A 15,328-nucleotide genomic window follows, 5' to 3' on the forward strand; every position below is an offset into this window, starting at 1 on the left:
GATGAGCTCGGTTGCCGATTGCTGGCAGGTGCTGGAGCTTACATCCGCGTGCGACGCGCGAAGCCTCAAGCGTCAGTACGCCAAGCTGCTCAAGGTCACCCGACCGGACGAAGACCCGGCCGCGTTCCAGCAGCTGCGCGACGCCTATGAAGAGGCCCTGCAGGCTCTGCAGGGGGAACGCACGGATGCTCGAGTTACCGAACGCGCGCCAGCGCCCGACACACCACCTTCCAGCCGTACGCTCCACGCGGGTTCAGCCCATGAGCAAGCCGTTGCCTTGCTGGACGGGTTCGTCGACTCGGCCATCGAACAGGCCTGGGCCCAAGCGCAAGCAAAAGGCATCGAGGGCGTCTTCGAACGCCTCTTGTTCGAGCGTTGCCTGCGCGCCGCATCAGCCCATTGCCATACCCTGCACTGGGGTATCGAACAGCGTCAGTGGCTTACCCCATGGCAGCAGTTTCCCGCCTCGCACGCCGAACAGCAGCACCTGTCGCTCATACTCGCTGCCACCCTCTACAACGCGCTCGAACAATTATTGGCCGCAGGCGAGCATGAGCGCTTTAGCGGCATGCTCGAACGGGCCAGTCGCCAAGGCTGGCTAGCGGACCTGGAGCGTCGCCAAGCGCTTCAAGTGCACGTGCTGACCCTGTTGCTGAACGATGAAGGCTGGCCGCCCGAGCTGTTCGAGCACCTGTGCCAGACATTCGCCTGGAACGCATCAGGTGCCGAGCCGCCGATTGCAGACGAGCACTGGCAAACCCTGCGCAGGCGTTACCAACAGCGAGCCTGGCTGAGCCACCTGCGCAGCCTGGCGGATCGCCGCGAGGCGCAGGCCAGCCCCGATGCCAACGCTGCCGCGCTGTTTCTGTCGGCGCCTCACCCTGAGCAGCAAAAGGCAATGGCCGCCACCTTCGTCGAGGCCGACTGGCAAGCCTGCGAGCGCCTGTCAGAGGCGTTCGCAGCGCGCTACCCCGACCTGCTGGGGATGTTCCCCAACCATGACGCCTGGTTCTGGAAAATGCTGGTCGAGCCCCGCGACCCGCCCCACGGCGTCAAACGCGCCGCCGCTGTGATCACACTGGCCCTGGCGCTGAAAGGCTTGCCCAATCTGGACCCTGTCACCACCTTGATCCTGCTCCCGCTTTACGCGGTGGGCGGGCTGCTTGCAGCGAAGATGGGCCAGTGGCTGTTCGGCCACTGGGCGCAGATTGCAGCCAGCCTTGAGGACATCGATCAACGCCTCAGCGCCTGGTGCGTCAGCAAGCGCATCACCCGCGACCGCCGCTACCTGGTCATACGCAACGCAGGGCCGTTGCTTGGGCTGGCCCTGCTGTTATGGCACTGGCTGGGGCTGCTTGGCCTGGGCACCTACGTGCTCATTGGCATCATCGGCTTGCTGCAACCCGCCGATTGGGGGCCGCAGGCCCGCGACTATCGCTGGCGCAGGCCGCTGCAAGCGGTGTATCGCATTGCCGGGCTCAGTGGCGTGCAGTGGCTGCTTTGCAGCGTGATGGTGGTGGTGATCGCTTGGATGCGGTGGGTAGCCTGATCGCCTTTGACACCTGAGTGAGCCACGAGACATGACAATGGCATGCGCATCCCAGTATCCCTCAGGCCCGTACCGCGTGGCGCTCAGGGTTAGCAAAGCCTGCCGTTCTCACACGGTGCAATCGATAGTCACTATCGAGAATGGCAATTTCTAATGATCGCGGCCGCTCAATAACCTTGCTCCATCGATTCGTCATACACCATCCCCGAATCCTGGAGCTTCGCGATGAACACCACGGCCCGCCTGCTGCTCGCCACCCTGTCCGCTACAGCCATTGCCGTGCTCAGCGGTTGCGCCAGCCACCCGGAATTGCGCCCTTACACCGCGGAAGAAACCCGCCAGCTGCAGCTCGAAGCCATCCAGCGCCAGGCACTGTCCCTGGATGAGTACGAACTGCGCAAGCGCGTGATCCTGCGCGCCGCCAGCAAGCAGGTGGTGACCGAGGTGGCCGAAACGCCCGGGGTGATCGAAGGTTGAATTCAAAAGCAGGCAGTACGTTCGCCACCTGGGCCAGAACCTGATCGAGCCCGCCTGAATCCGCTGGAATACGCCGTATTGTTTTCCCCACCCGCCAACACAGGTATCCTGTGCCGCTCAAGCGCAAGCCTTCCAGGACGGTGACCATGACCAGGCCCTTTCTGTTGCTCAGTGCGGCTCTGCTGTTCAGCACAGCGCTGCAGGCGCAGCAAATACAGCGCGAACTGGGCGATTTCGACTTCAAACTTGGCACCACGCCTTCACGCAGCATGGCCCAGGGGCTGATTTCGCCCAGCGCCAGCGGCGCCTTTCACGGTGGCCTGGACCTCACCCACCCCAGCGGTTGGTACGTGGGCCAGTATGCGCCGAGCATGGGGGTAACGCCTGACTCGACCCTGCGCCTCGACAGCTACCTGGGCTACAAGCACCACTTCGACAGCACACTGGGTTATGAGGTAGGCCTGATCCATTACAGCCAGCCGAACATCGCAGGGCCAGACAGCTATGCGTTGTATGGCGGCATTTCGGTCATGGGCAGCCGGATCGGCGGGGCCTGGCGTGACAACCCGGACAATCGCACCGGTACGCTGTTCGCCGATTTCGGCCAATTGCCGTTGTTCGACATCGACCTCACGGTCAAACTCGCCCATCATCGCCTGGGCACGCCCTTCACCATCGGCGACGGCAGCCAGGTCAATGCCTTCTCCGACTGGTCACTGGAGCTGTCGCGGCCCTGGCTGGGCATCGACCTGAACCTGATCTACAGCAACTCCGACCTCAACGGCGGGGGCTGCGATGCCTATGCCGGTATCAACACGTATTGCGAGAGCATGGTCACGTTCAAGGCTCAGCGTAGTTTCTTCTAGGGGGCCGGGGGCGGTTGCAATGCGCTGTCTTCCCCCTCAGGCATCAAGGTGGCGATCAACGCCCTCACCGTCCCAGGCAGCGCATCCAGCTCACGCACCAGTATGCTCCGCTCGCGCACGGCCCAGGCTTCATCCAGTTCGATGGTGACCAGGTTCATGGTCTGGCTGTGGCGGATCGCCGCCGACTCGGGGATGATGCCAATCCCCACGCCCGCCTCCACCAGCCGGCAGATGGCCTCAAAGCTCGACAGCTGGATACGCAGCGACAGGCTCAGGCCCATGCGCTCGACATGGTCGCGCAGGAAGCTGAGCAAGGTGCTGCCGTCGTGCAGCCCGATATGCTGGAACGCCAGCGTCTGCCTCAACGTGACCTGCCGGCTGCCAGCCAGCTCATGCCCTGCCGGCACGATCAGCACCAGCCGGTCGGTACTGAAGTGCAGCACTTGCAAGCCGCTGGCTTCCACGGGGCCGGCAATGATGCCCATGTCGGTGCTGCCATCGAGCACACCGCGCACGATATCCCGCGACAGGCGCTCCTGCAGGTCCACGGTCACGCCGGGACGTTTGGCGAGAAAGCCCGCCAGCACTTCGGGCAGGAACTCGGTCACGGCAGTGGTGTTGGCAAAGATGCGGATATGCCCGGCCGAATCGGTGCCGAACTGGGCGAATTCGGCTTTCAGGTAGTCCACCTGGCGCATGATCAACCGCGCATGCATGAGCAGTTTCTGCCCCGCCGGCGTCAGCTCGACACCCCGGCTGTCACGGTACAACAGGCGCGTGTCCAGCTGCGCTTCCAGGGCCTTGACACGTGCACTGGCGGCGGCCGGCGAGAGGAATGCCCGCCGCGCGCCTTGGGTCAGGCTCGGTGACTCGCCGATATGAATGAACAGCCTCAGGTCTGCCAGATCGAAATGCATCGGCCTATCCGAAAGGGGTACAGGCGTTCAGCATACACGAACGCTGCTTTACACAAATGCAAATTCACAGAATGCCAGGTGCCTCGCATGATCGCTGCATAACAACAAATGCAGAGGCCAATGGTTATGACTGCTACGCACCCGCCCACGGATTACAGCGCCTGGATCGGCCGCACCGAAGAAGCCGTCGATGAGCTCAGCCGCAACCTGATCAAGCGCATCGCCGCCACGCTCGGCGAAAGCGCCCCTGCCGTGGGGCAACCCTTGCCACCGCTGTGGATGTGGTGTTTTTTCCAGGAGCCGGTGGCCGAATCGCAACTGGGCGGCGATGGCCACCCGACGCGCGGCGGCTTCCTGCCCCCCGCCGACAACCGCAACCGCATGTGGGCCGGGGGCCGTGTCGAGTTCATTGCCCCGCTCAAGGTCGGTGCCGAGGCCCAGCGCCTGTCGACCATCGTGAATATCGAAGAAAAGCACGGGCGCAGTGGCGCATTGCTGTTCGTCACCGTGCGCCACGAGTATTCACAGCACGGCGCACTGTGCGTGCGTGAAGAGCAGGATATCGTCTACCGCGAACCGACCCCGCCCAAACTCAGCAGTGCCGTGCCAAGCGCACCAAGCGACTGGAGCGAGGCCGTTACGCCCTCCCCGACCCTGCTGTTCCGTTACTCCGCCGTCACCTTCAACGGCCACCGCATCCACTACGACTACCCCTATGTCACCGGCACCGAAGGCTACCCCGGCCTGGTGGTGCACGGCCCGTTGATCGCCACCCTCACCCTGCGCGCCTTCCAGCGCGCCAACCCTGGCAAACGCCTGCGCCAGTTCGCCTACCGCGGCGTACGCCCACTGACCGTGCCCACCCCATTCGACGTGGCCGGGCGCATGGGCGCACCGGGCCAGGCGCAACTATGGGCCGGCAATGCCGACGGCGTGGCGCAGAGCGCCGACGTGCTTTTCGACTGAGAACTGGACAGGGAACCCCCGCATGCATACGTACGACAGCGATGATCTCAATGCCATCCGCGAAGGCGTGCGCGCCTTGTGTGCCGAATTCGACGCCGGCTACTGGCGCAAGATCGATGAAGAAAAAGGCTTCCCCGAAGCCTTTGTAAAAGCCATGACCGACGCTGGGTGGCTGTCGGCGATGATCCCCGAGCACTACGGCGGATCGGGCCTGGGCCTGGCCGAAGCTTCGGTGATCCTGGAAGAAGTGAATGCCTGCGGTGGCAACTCCGGCACCGTGCATGGGCAGATGTACAACATGTTCACCCTGCTGCGCCATGGCAGCGAGGAGCAGAAGCGCCACTATCTGCCCAAACTGGCCAGTGGCGAACTGCGCCTGCAGTCGATGGGCGTGACCGAGCCGACCACCGGTACCGACACCACCAAGATCAAGACCACGGCGGTGCGCCAGGGCGACAAGTATGTGATCAACGGGCAGAAGGTGTGGATCTCGAGGGTCCAGCATTCCGACCTGATGATCCTGCTGGCCCGCACCACGCCCTTGCCTGAGGTGAAGAAAAAGTCCGAGGGCATGTCGATCTTCCTGGTCGACCTGCGCGAGGCCATCGGCAAGGGCCTGACCGTGCAGCCGATCGCCAACATGGTCAACCACGAGACCAACGAGCTGTTCTTCGACAACCTCGAGCTGCCGGCCAGCAGCCTGATCGGTGAAGAAGGCAAGGGCTTCCGCTACATCCTCGACGGCCTCAACGCCGAGCGCACCCTGATTGCCGCCGAATGCATCGGCGATGGCCGCTGGTTCGTCGAGAAAGCGAGCCAGTACGCCCGTGACCGCGAGGTGTTCGGCCGGCCGATCGGCAAGAACCAAGGCGTGCAGTTCCCCATCGCCGAGGCGCACATCGAAATCGAGGCCGCCGACCTGATGCGCTGGCGCGCCTGCGCGGAGTACGACAGCGGGCAGCCGGCCGGGGCCAGCGCCAACATGGCCAAGTACCTGGCGGCGAAGGCTTCCTGGGAGGCTGCCAATGCGTGCCTGCAGACCCACGGCGGCTTTGGCTTCGCTTGCGAATACGACGTCGAGCGCAAGTTCCGCGAGACCCGCCTCTACCAGGTGGCGCCTATTTCCACCAACCTGATCCTGTCCTACGTGGCCGAGCACCTGCTCGAACTGCCGCGCAGCTTCTGAGGGCTTGAGCATGCAGCATACCCATGCCCTGGCCGGCTTTCTCGCCGACCTGCGCTACCCGCACCTGCCCGGCCACGTGCTGGACCGCACCGAAGACCTGTTCCTGGACTGGCTTGGCTCAGCCCTGGCAAGCCAAGGCGCGCATCCGATCCCGCTGGTCGAGCGCTATGCCGAACGCATGGGGCCTGCGCAAGGCCGTGCGCAGGTGCTGACCAACGGGCGCACGTCATCGCCCTACTTCGCCGCCCTGGTCAATGGCGCGGCCTCGCACCTGGTCGAGCAGGACGATTTGCACAACAGCTCGGTGCTGCACCCGGCCACCGTCGTGTTTTCTGCCGTTCTGGCGGCGGCGCAGGACTTGGGCAAGTCTGGCCAGGACCTGCTGCTGGCTGCGGTAGCCGGCTATGAAGCCGGCATCCGCATCGGTGAATTCCTCGGCCGCTCGCATTACCGCATCTTCCATACCACCGCCACTGTCGGCACCCTGGCCGCCGCCGTGGGTGTGGGCAAACTGCTGGGCTTCAACCAGGCGCAGTTCATCAACCTGCTCGGCAGCGCTGGCACCCAGGCCGCCGGGCTCTGGGAGTTTCTGCGCGACGCCGCCGATTCCAAACAGCTGCACACCGCCAAGGCTGCCGCCGACGGCCTGCTGGCCGCCTACCTCACCGCCGATGGCCTGAGCGGTGCGCGCAATATCCTCGAAGGCGAACAGGGCATGGCCGCCGGCATGTCCTGCGATGCTGACCCGGCGCGCCTGAGCGACCGCCTGGGCACCCGCTGGGCCCTGGTGGAAACCTCATTCAAGTATCACGCGTCGTGTCGCCATACCCACCCCGCCGCCGATGCCTTGCTGGTGCTGATGCAGCGCGAAGGCCTGCGCCATGATCAGATCGCCAACGTCGTCACCCGCGTGCATCAGGGCGCGATCGATGTGCTTGGCCGCGTTACCACACCGGCCACCGTCCACCAGGCCAAGTTCTCGATGGGCACCGTACTTGGCCTGATTGCGGTGCATGGCAGCGCTCAACTCATCGACTTCCGTGACCTGGCGCTGAACGACCCACAGGTTGCGCACTTTCGCGAGCGCGTCGAGATGCACCTGGACACCGAAGTGGACGCCGCCTACCCCAAGCGCTGGCTGGGCCGCGTGGAGGTCACCAGCAACGACGGCCGGCGCTTCAGCGCCGCCATCGACGAACCCAAAGGCGACCCCGGCAACACCCTGTCGCGCCCTGAGCTCGAGGCCAAGTTCCAGCGCCTGCTGGCCTATTCCGGCGCGCGCAGCCCGGCCCAGGGCCAGGCATTGATCGAGAGCGTGTGGCAACTGCGCGACGCCCGCTCACTGGCTGATCTGCACTGAACACCAACAGGTGACCCTATGACTCAAACAACGCCCCGCCCGCTGGACGGCATCACCGTGATCAGCCTGGAGCACGCCATCGCGGCCCCCTTCTGCACCCGTCAGCTAGCCGACCTAGGCGCCCGCGTGATCAAGGTCGAGCGCCCTGGCAGCGGCGATTTCGCCCGCGGCTACGATCAACGTGTCGATGGCCTGGCCTCGCACTTCGTATGGACCAACCGCTCAAAGGAAAGCCTCACCCTGGACCTCAAGCAGGACGCCGCCGACGGTATTCTCCAGGCCCTGCTGGCCAAGGCGGATGTGCTGGTGCAAAACCTCGCCCCGGGTGCAGCCGCACGCATGGGGCTGTCGTTCGAGGCCCTGCACGCGCGCTTCCCACGGCTGATCGTGTGCGATATCTCCGGCTATGGCGAAGGCGGGCCTTATGAAAAGAAAAAAGCCTATGACCTGCTGATCCAGAGCGAAGGCGGCTTTCTTTCGGTGACCGGTGGCTCGGGCGAAAACGACATGGCCAAGGCCGGCTGCTCGATCGCCGACATCGCCGCCGGCATGTACGCCTATACCGGCGTGCTCTCGGCGTTGCTGCTGCGGGAGAAAACCGGTGTCGGCAGCCGCATCGACGTCTCGATGCTCGAAAGCCTGGTGGAGTGGATGGGCTACCCGATGTACTACGCCTACGACGGCGCGCCGCCGCCGCCGCGTGCCGGCGCTTCGCACTCCACCATCTACCCGTATGGGCCGTTCCCCACCGGCGGTGGCGGCACCATCATGCTTGGCCTTCAGAACGAACGGGAATGGGCGCTGTTTTGCGAAAAGGTGCTGCTTGACCCGAAGCTGGCCAGTGATGACCGCTTCAATGCCAACTTCAAGCGCTCGGATAACCGCGAGGTGCTGCGCCAGATCATCATCGAGGGCTTCGCCACCCTGTCGCTGGACCAGGTAGTGGCACGCCTTGAAGAGGCGCAAATCGCCAACGCCCGGGTCAACGACATGCACGGGGTTTGGCACCACCCACAATTGCAGGCCCGCGACTGCTGGCGTGAAGTGGACAGCCCTGCCGGCAAGCTGCCCTCGCTGCTGCCACCAGGGCGCAATGCAGCCTTTGCCCCGCGCATGGACGCCGTGCCGGCGCTTGGGCAACACACCCAGGGCATCCTCGGCGAACTGGGCTTGAGCCCGGCAGAGCAGGCCAGCCTGGCCGCAAGCGGTGTGGTATGAACGCCGTCCGCTCTGCGCTGTTCGTACCCGGCAGCCGGCCTGAGCGTTTCGCCAAGGCGCTGGCGGCGGGGGCTGATGCCGTCATCGTCGATTTCGAGGATGCCGTGGAGGAGCCCCTCAAGCGTCAGGCCCGGGACAACCTGGAGGCTTTCCTGCAGGCCACGCCACTGGCGTCGGTGTGGGTCCGGGTGAACGCGCCGCAGCACCCGGAACATGCCTCGGACCTGGCCTTTTGCGCGCAGCAGCCTGGCATCGCCGGCGTGCTGCTGCCCAAGGTGGAAAACGCAGCCCAGGTGGCCGTAGCACGGCACACCGGCAAACCGGTATGGCCCATCATCGAAAGCGCCAAGGGGCTGTTGGCGCTGGAGCAGATCGCCCATGCCGAGGGGGTCGAGCGCTTGTCGTTCGGCAGCCTGGACCTGGCGCTGGACCTTCACCTGAACACCGACAGCGCTGCTGCCCGGCAATTTCTCGATCAAGCACGCATGGCCGTGCAGCTACACTCGCGGGGTGCCGACCTGCTGCCACCGCTCGATGGGGTATTTCCGGCCATTGCCGATGCCGAAGGTTTGCACCAGGCGATGCGCCATGCCTACGACCTGGGGTATGGCGGGGCGTTGTGCATTCACCCCGCGCAGGTGGCGGTGATTCACGCGGCTTTCACCCCCAGCGCCGAAGTGCTGGCATGGGCCCGCCGGGTGCTGGCGGCGAGCGCCGCAGCCAACGGGGCCGGTGCGTTTCAGCTGGACGGGCAAATGGTGGATGCGCCGGTGGTGTTGCGGGCGCAACGGTTGTTGGCACAGGCGCCCGCTTGAACCGCGCGGGCGTTCGGCTATACCGAATGCTGTCTTATACAAATGCTAATTCACCACACGCAAGCCATTGGTCCATCTTTACCTCCAATCCTCCTACAACAATAAATCAGAGGTGACATCGATGTTGAAGCTGACCCAGGCGCTGTTCTGCGCCGCTGCAGTGTCCATGGCCAGCCTTGCACAGGCTGCCGATCCGATAATCATCAAGTTCGCCCACGTGGTGGCCGACAGCACGCCCAAAGGCCAGGGTGCGCTGATGTTCCAGAAGCTGGTGGCGCAAGACCCGAAGCTCAAGGACAAGGTCAAGGTCGAGGTCTACCCCAACTCGTCACTGTTCGGCGACGGCAAGGAGATGGAGGCACTGCTGTTGGGTGATGTGCAGATGCTGGCGCCTTCCCTGGCCAAATTCGAGCACTACAACAAGCAGGTGCAGATCTTCGACCTGCCGTTCCTGTTCGACGATCTGGCGGCCGTCGACCGCTTCCAGCAAGGGCCGCAGGGTAAGGCATTGCTGACCTCGATGGACGATAAAGGCATCCACGGTTTGGCCTACTGGCACAACGGTCTCAAGCAGCTGTCGGCCAACAAGAAAGTGATCCTGCCCAAAGATGCCCGCGGCCTGAAGTTCCGCGTGCAAGCCTCCAGCGTGCTCGAAGAGCAGTTCAAGGCGATCCGCGCCAACCCGCGCAAGATGAGCTTCGCCGAGGTTTATCAGGGCCTGCAGACCGGCACGGTCAACGGCACCGAAAACACCTGGTCCAATTACGAAAGCCAGAAGGTCAACGAGGTGCAGCCGTTCTTCACCGAGACCAACCATGGCCTGATCGACTACATGGTGATCACCAACGCCAAGTTCTGGAGCGGCCTGCCTGAGGATGTACGTACCGAGCTGCAAACGCTCATGGACCAGGTCACCGTCGAGGTGAACAAGCAGGCCGAAGCCCTCAACCAGACCTCCAGGCAGAAAATCATCGATGCCAAGACCAGCGAGATCGATGCCCTGACTGCCGAGCAGCGCCAGCAATGGCGTGAGGCCATGCGCCCGGTGTGGGACAAGTTCTCCGACCAGATCGGCGCAGACCTGATCAAGGCCGCCGAGGCGGCCAACAAGGCTTCCTGACAGCCGCCCGCCCTGCCCCGGCCACCTCTGGCACAGGTGGCCAACCCTCTCTCTGTGTGGAGAATTCCTATGCAATCGCTCAGGCGTGTCTGGGAGCACTTCGAGGAAGGCATGATCGCCTTTCTCCTGGCGGCCATGACCTTGGTGACCTTCGTCTACGTAGCACTGAACAACCTCTATACCGTGTTCTACACGCTCAGTGATCACTGGAGTTTTGCCAGTGACCTGCTGCTGGGCATCGGCGACCACCTGATGGGTTACGCCCAGGAAATGACCTGGAGCATAGCCCTGACCAAGGCGCTGTTCGGCTGGCTGATCTTTTTCGGTATTGCCTATGGCGTGCGCACCGCCGGCCACCTAGGGGTCGACGTTTTGGTGCGGCGCACCCGCAAGCCTGTGCAACGCGTGCTGGCGATGATCGCCTGTGCCTGTTGCCTGGCGTATGCCGGGCTGTTCCTGGTGGCGAGCATCAAGTGGGTAAGCGCGGTGCTGGTCGCCGGCATCGGCGCCGAAGACCTTGACCGCTACGGCATCAAGGTCGGCCATATCGCACTGATCGTGCCCTTCGGTTTCGCTTTGGTCATCGTCCGCTACCTGCAGATCCTCTATCGCCTGTTCACCCATCGCCAGTATGGCCTGGGCCTGGCCGACGAGGCTGCCGAGGCGAGCAAGCTGGCCAACCCAGGTGAGGAGCATCACTGATGACGGTCATCTGCCTGTTCCTGTTGTTGTTCGTGTTCATGTTCCTGGGGGTGCCGATCGCGATTTCGCTGGGCTTGTCGGGCGCACTTTCAATCCTGATGTTCAGCCAGGACTCCCTGAGCTCGCTGGCGATCAAGCTGTTCGAGACCTCCGACAGCTACACCTTCCTGGCCATCCCCTTCTTCCTGCTGTCAGGCGCGTTCATGACCACCGGGGGCGTGGCGCAGCGGCTGATCGACTTCGCCAACGCCTGTGTCGGCCACATACGCGGCGGCCTGGCCATTGCCGCGGTGCTGGCATGCATGCTGTTCGCCGCGCTGTCGGGCTCGTCACCGGCCACGGTCGCGGCGGTGGGCTCGATTGCCGTTGCCGGCATGGTGCGCTCCGGTTACCCGCGCGAGTTCGGCGCCGGGATCATCTGCAACGCCGGCACCCTGGGCATCCTGATTCCGCCATCGATCGTCATGGTGGTGTACTCGGCGGCGACCGAAACCTCGGTAGGCAAGCTGTTCATGGCCGGTGTGGTACCCGGCATCCTGCTGGGCCTGGCGCTGATGGTGACGATCTACATCGTCGCCCGGATCAAGAACCTGCCGGCACAACCTCGTGCCAGTTTTGCCCAGTGGTTGAGTACCGCCAGGCGTGCGTTCTGGGGGCTGCTGCTGCTGGTGATCATCTTGGGCGGCATCTACAGCGGCATGTTCACCCCCACCGAGGCGGCCGCCGTGGCAGCGGTGTACTCGGCGTTCATCGCGCTGTTCGTGTACAAGGACATGCGCCTGCGCGACTGCCCGAAAGTACTGCTGGAGTCGGGCCGGCTGACCATAATGCTGCTGTTCATCATCGCCAACGCCATGTTGTTCGCCCATGTGCTGACCACCGAGCAGATCCCGCAGCAGATCACCCAGTGGGTGATGTCCGAGGGCCTGACGCCGATCGGTTTCCTGATCATGGTCAACGTCGTGCTGCTGATCGCGGGCAGCTTCATGGAGCCGTCGGCGATCATCCTGATTCTGGCGCCGATCTTCTTCCCGATCGCCATGAAGCTTGGGATCGACCCGATCCACCTGGGGATCGTCATGGTGGTGAACATGGAGATCGGCCTGGTGCATCCACCGGTGGGGCTGAACCTGTTCGTCACGTCAGCGGTGACGGGCCTGACGCTGGGGCAGACGATTCGCGCCGCACTGCCGTGGCTGTCGATCCTGCTGCTGTTCCTGATACTGGTGACGTACGTGCCGTTCATTTCGCTGGCACTGCCGCAGTGGCTGGGCATGCCGTGATCCACTGATCATCCGGCCCCATCGGCGGCACGCCGGCGCTGGGGCCGTAAAGGCATCAGATCCCTCCCCCCTCCAGCACCTGGGACATCACCTTGGCCAATGCCGTGACCATCACATCTGCGGTCGGCCGGTGGACGATGACGATTTCGTAGCTGTCCACCTCCGGCAGTCCCTGTTCCCCCCCTAGCACTCGATGCTCCCCAGTGGCCGCCCGTGGCGGCAACAGGCTTATGCCCATACCATCGGCCACCGCTGCCTGGATGCCACTGAGGCTGGAACTGGTAAAACTGATGCGCCAGCGCCGGCCCATGCCTTCGATGGCGCTGATCATGTCATCGCGGTACAGCCCGCGGGGCGGAAATGTCACCAGCGGGATCGGGTCGAGTTCGAAGGCAGGCATGCGTGCGCTGTCGATCCACTGCAGGCGCTCGGGCCAGCACGCTACGCCTTCGCGGCTGTTGCGTCGCTGCTTGAGCAGTACCAGGTCAAGTTCACCGTTGTCATAGGCCTGGCTGAGGTCGCGGCACAGCCCGCTGGTGACCTCCAGCTTGACCTGCGGGTGGAGCCGGCTGAATGCCGACAGCGCGTTGGTGGTGCGCCCACCGACGAAATCTTCGGGAACGCCCAGGCGTACGGTGACGCCGACCATGGCACCGGCCAGGGCTTCGAGCATCTGGTCGTTCAATGCCAGCATGTGCCGGGCATAACCGAGCAAGGTCTGGCCGGCGTCGGTCGGCAACACGTCACGGTTCCCGCGCACCAGCAGGCGGTGGCCAACCATGTCCTCGAGACGGCGGACTTTCTGGCTGATGGTCGATTGCGTCGAATGCAGGCGTGCGGCAGCGGTGGTGAAGCTGCCACAATCGGCCACCACCACAATGGCACGCAGCAGGTCGAGGTCGAACAGGCTCCTATTCGATTTAACGCTGATAGACATCCCGGTATTCAACTTTTGAATGGCAAGGTTGTCTTCTACCACGACTAATCGCCAAGCGCCACGCCCTCGCGCCGCGGGTCGGCGCCCCCCGCCCAGCCTGCGCCGGAGCGCTGGATGATCTGCATGCCGCTGGTCATGGTCATGGGCGTCACCTCATGGCCCCAGACCGCCAATTGCCGGACCAGCGCCGGGCTGGTCAGCCCGGCTTCCACTTCAGTACCTACGTTGCGGCTGCCGAAATTTGGCAGGTTGCTGGCCTGTTGCGGGTCGAGCCGCCAGTCCAGCAAACCTACCAGCGCCTTGTTCACGTAACCGATGATCTGCGAGCCACCGGGTGATCCGAGGCTGGCCACCAGTTCCCCGGACGCCCGCGCGAAAACCAGGGTCGGGGCCATCGCCGACAACGGCCGCTTGCCCGGTTCCACCCGGTTGGCAACGGGCTTGCCCTTCTCCTGAGGGATGAATGAAAAGTCGGTCAACTGATTGTTCAGCAGGAAGCCCTTGACCATCAGGTGCGAACCGAATGCCGCCTCTACCGAGGTGGTCATGGCCAGCGCCTGACCGCTGTCATCCACCGCCGAAACGTGCGAGGTGGAAATGCGCAGTGGCGAGCGGTCCGGGGCCAAGGCCAGGTCCGCCCCCTGCGGCCTGCCCGGCCGGGCCTGTTTCATGCTGAAGTCACCGATCAGCGTGGCCCGCCGGGCCAGGTACGCCGGGGCGGTCAGTGCCTTGAGCGGTATCGGCACATAGTCGCTGTCGGCCAGGTACTGGGCACGATCGGCGTAGGCCAGCCGTTCGGCCTCGGCAATCAGGTGAACGGCCAGCGGCGCAGGCTCAAGGCCTGCAGGCGAGGCACTGGGGCTGGGCGGCAGCTTCACAAGGTCCCGTTGTGGCATGGCGTGCTGCAGCGCCTCGAGGATACCCAGGGTCTGCAGCACGGTCACCGCACCGGACGAGGGCGGCGGCATGCCACAGATCTGCCAGGCCTTGTAGGGGCCGCACAACGGCGTGCGCTCCTTGGCCTGGTACGCGCGTAAATCCGCCAGGGACAGGAACCCGGCATTGGCATGCCCCTGTACCTGGGCGACTATCGCTTCGGCAATTTCACCGGTATAGAACGCCTCAACGCCCTGCTGCGCGATGCGTTCGAAGGTATGGGCAAGTTCGGGGTTGCGTAGCTGCGTGCCCACCGCCAGCGGCTGGCCGTGCTCATCCAGGAAATAGCGGGCCATGGCGGGTGATTTGGCGATGAAAGGGTCACCCGCCAGCAACGCGTGCAGGCGTTCGGACACGGGGAAGCCACTGCGTGCCAGCGCGATGGCCGGCGCAAACAGTTGACTCCACGGCAGCTTGCCATGTTGCTCGTGCGCCATTTCCAAGGCACGCAGCACCCCGGGTACGCCTACCGAGCGCCCGCCGATCTGCGCTGCCCGAAACGGCATCGGGGTGCCGTCCGGTTGCAGGAACAGCGTTTGCGTCGCCGCTGCCGGCGCGGTCTCGCGGCCGTCGAATGCCTGCACCCGTTTGCCATCCCAGTACAGGATGAACGCCCCACCGCCAATGCCGCTCGATTGCGGCTCGACCAGGGTGAGTACCATCTGCATGGCAATCGCGGCATCGATAGCGCTGCCACCGGCACGCAGCATTGCCCGCCCGGCTTCACTGGCCAGCGGGTTGGCAGCCGCCACCATGTGCCGGTTGGCGTGAACCGCTTGCAGGCCAGAGCGGTACCCGGACTCAAGCTCAGGCGGCGCGGGCAGCGGTTGGTCGGCCCAGGCCCAGGGACTGGCCAGGGCAAGGCACAGGGTGCTGATCAATTGGGAAGACGATGGCATGGTGGCGTCCTGTCGAAGTGCGTGCCTTGGTCGCCCAACATAAACCAGGGCAGGTACTGCGCAAAGCGCCGTGGCACCACCGGGGCATTGAATGCAC

14 protein-coding genes are annotated in these 15,328 nt (G+C 64.3%); 11 read left to right on the plus strand and 3 right to left on the minus strand.

Annotated features, from left to right (window positions below):
* The first annotated feature begins 1 nt into the window (after position 1).
* The 3 genes from ABRP30_RS16175 (at position 2) to ABRP30_RS16185 (ending at position 2,892) form a co-directional block, all read left to right on the plus strand.
* On the plus strand, positions 2 to 1,549 hold the full coding sequence (locus tag ABRP30_RS16175; protein ID WP_349974855.1) for a J domain-containing protein: 1,548 nt from the start codon (positions 2 to 4) through the stop codon (positions 1,547 to 1,549).
* Positions 1,550 to 1,774: 225 nt separating this feature from the next.
* Positions 1,775 to 2,026 carry a hypothetical protein gene (locus ABRP30_RS16180; RefSeq protein ID WP_349974856.1) on the plus strand — a complete coding sequence of 84 codons (252 nt, stop codon included), beginning with the start codon at positions 1,775 to 1,777 and terminating at the stop codon, positions 2,024 to 2,026.
* A gap of 146 nt (positions 2,027 to 2,172) precedes the next feature.
* Entirely contained in the window at positions 2,173 to 2,892 is a 720-nt protein-coding gene (locus ABRP30_RS16185) for a TorF family putative porin (protein ID WP_349974857.1), read from the plus strand.
* On the opposite strand, the gene ABRP30_RS16190 is transcribed toward ABRP30_RS16185, so the two are convergent.
* Positions 2,889 to 3,809 (minus strand): LysR family transcriptional regulator, encoded by a 921-nt coding sequence (locus ABRP30_RS16190; RefSeq protein WP_349974858.1) that lies wholly within the window; start codon positions 3,807 to 3,809, stop codon positions 2,889 to 2,891. The genes ABRP30_RS16185 and ABRP30_RS16190 overlap by 4 nt on opposite strands.
* 126 nt (positions 3,810 to 3,935) lie before the next feature.
* Between ABRP30_RS16190 and ABRP30_RS16195 the strand changes: the two genes are divergently transcribed.
* From ABRP30_RS16195 to dctM, 8 genes are all read left to right on the plus strand, one after another.
* Complete coding sequence (locus ABRP30_RS16195) at positions 3,936 to 4,775, plus strand: MaoC family dehydratase N-terminal domain-containing protein (protein ID WP_267816669.1); 840 nt, start codon at positions 3,936 to 3,938, stop codon at positions 4,773 to 4,775.
* A 22-nt stretch (positions 4,776 to 4,797) separates the two neighbouring features.
* Positions 4,798 to 5,961: an acyl-CoA dehydrogenase family protein gene (locus tag ABRP30_RS16200; RefSeq protein WP_267816672.1), complete on the plus strand. Its 1,164-nt coding sequence runs from the start codon at positions 4,798 to 4,800 to the stop codon at positions 5,959 to 5,961.
* A 10-nt stretch (positions 5,962 to 5,971) separates the two neighbouring features.
* A complete protein-coding gene (locus ABRP30_RS16205; RefSeq protein WP_267816674.1) occupies positions 5,972 to 7,321 on the plus strand; it encodes an MmgE/PrpD family protein in 1,350 nt (449 codons plus the stop codon).
* Between the two features lie 18 nt (positions 7,322 to 7,339).
* A complete protein-coding gene (locus ABRP30_RS16210; RefSeq protein ID WP_267816676.1) occupies positions 7,340 to 8,539 on the plus strand; it encodes a CaiB/BaiF CoA-transferase family protein in 1,200 nt (399 codons plus the stop codon).
* Positions 8,536 to 9,354, plus strand: a complete 819-nt coding sequence (locus ABRP30_RS16215; RefSeq protein WP_267816678.1) for a CoA ester lyase — start codon at positions 8,536 to 8,538, stop codon at positions 9,352 to 9,354. The genes ABRP30_RS16210 and ABRP30_RS16215 overlap by 4 nt, the downstream gene beginning before the upstream one ends.
* Positions 9,355 to 9,475: 121 nt before the next feature.
* Positions 9,476 to 10,474 (plus strand): TRAP transporter substrate-binding protein, encoded by a 999-nt coding sequence (locus ABRP30_RS16220; RefSeq protein ID WP_241805205.1) that lies wholly within the window; start codon positions 9,476 to 9,478, stop codon positions 10,472 to 10,474.
* Positions 10,475 to 10,543: 69 nt separating this feature from the next.
* The gene (locus ABRP30_RS16225; RefSeq protein ID WP_267816681.1) at positions 10,544 to 11,176 is read left to right on the plus strand and encodes a TRAP transporter small permease; all 633 of its coding nucleotides are present in this window, start codon (positions 10,544 to 10,546) and stop codon (positions 11,174 to 11,176) included.
* Complete coding sequence (gene dctM, locus ABRP30_RS16230) at positions 11,176 to 12,459, plus strand: C4-dicarboxylate TRAP transporter large permease protein DctM (protein ID WP_267816683.1); 1,284 nt, start codon at positions 11,176 to 11,178, stop codon at positions 12,457 to 12,459. Before ABRP30_RS16225 ends, dctM begins: the two co-directional genes overlap by 1 nt.
* Positions 12,460 to 12,514: 55 nt before the next feature.
* On the opposite strand, the gene ABRP30_RS16235 is transcribed toward dctM, so the two are convergent.
* Both ABRP30_RS16235 and ggt read right to left on the minus strand, forming a co-directional pair.
* Complete coding sequence (locus tag ABRP30_RS16235; protein WP_267816685.1) at positions 12,515 to 13,396, minus strand: LysR substrate-binding domain-containing protein; 882 nt, start codon at positions 13,394 to 13,396, stop codon at positions 12,515 to 12,517.
* 44 nt (positions 13,397 to 13,440) lie between these two features.
* On the minus strand, positions 13,441 to 15,231 hold the full coding sequence (ggt, locus tag ABRP30_RS16240; RefSeq protein WP_267816687.1) for a gamma-glutamyltransferase: 1,791 nt from the start codon (positions 15,229 to 15,231) through the stop codon (positions 13,441 to 13,443).
* Positions 15,232 to 15,328: the final 97 nt, after the last annotated feature.

The sequence above is a fragment of the Pseudomonas sp. WHRI 8519 genome (assembly GCF_040224055.2).
GTDB classification, from domain to species: Bacteria; Pseudomonadota; Gammaproteobacteria; order Pseudomonadales; family Pseudomonadaceae; genus Aquipseudomonas; species Aquipseudomonas putida_X.